Origin of the sequence: Microbacterium sp. H6, from assembly GCF_003314775.1 — a bacterium.
GTDB classification, from domain to species: Bacteria; Actinomycetota; Actinomycetes; order Actinomycetales; family Microbacteriaceae; genus Microbacterium; species Microbacterium oxydans.
In genome coordinates this window covers 9,327-9,556 of sequence record NZ_QOAY01000084.1, presented here as the reverse complement: position 1 = coordinate 9,556, position 230 = coordinate 9,327, and positions in this window count along the sequence as shown.

The window sequence follows — 230 nt, the reverse complement described above, 5'->3', positions numbered from 1 at the left end:
GAGCAGGGCGACGGGACCACACTCCGCGACCGCCTGCGCATTACGTCGTATGTCGACGCATGACGACCGGCGTCGCCCGGGTCGCGCGTTCCCGCCCCTGATTCCTACCGTGAAGTCACCTCAACGCACGGCATCTCGACACACAGCACCTCACCCGAAGCATCACACCCGAAACCTGGAGAACCACCCATGAACCGTCGCCTCCTCCGCGCCGCCGCCATCGCGGTGCC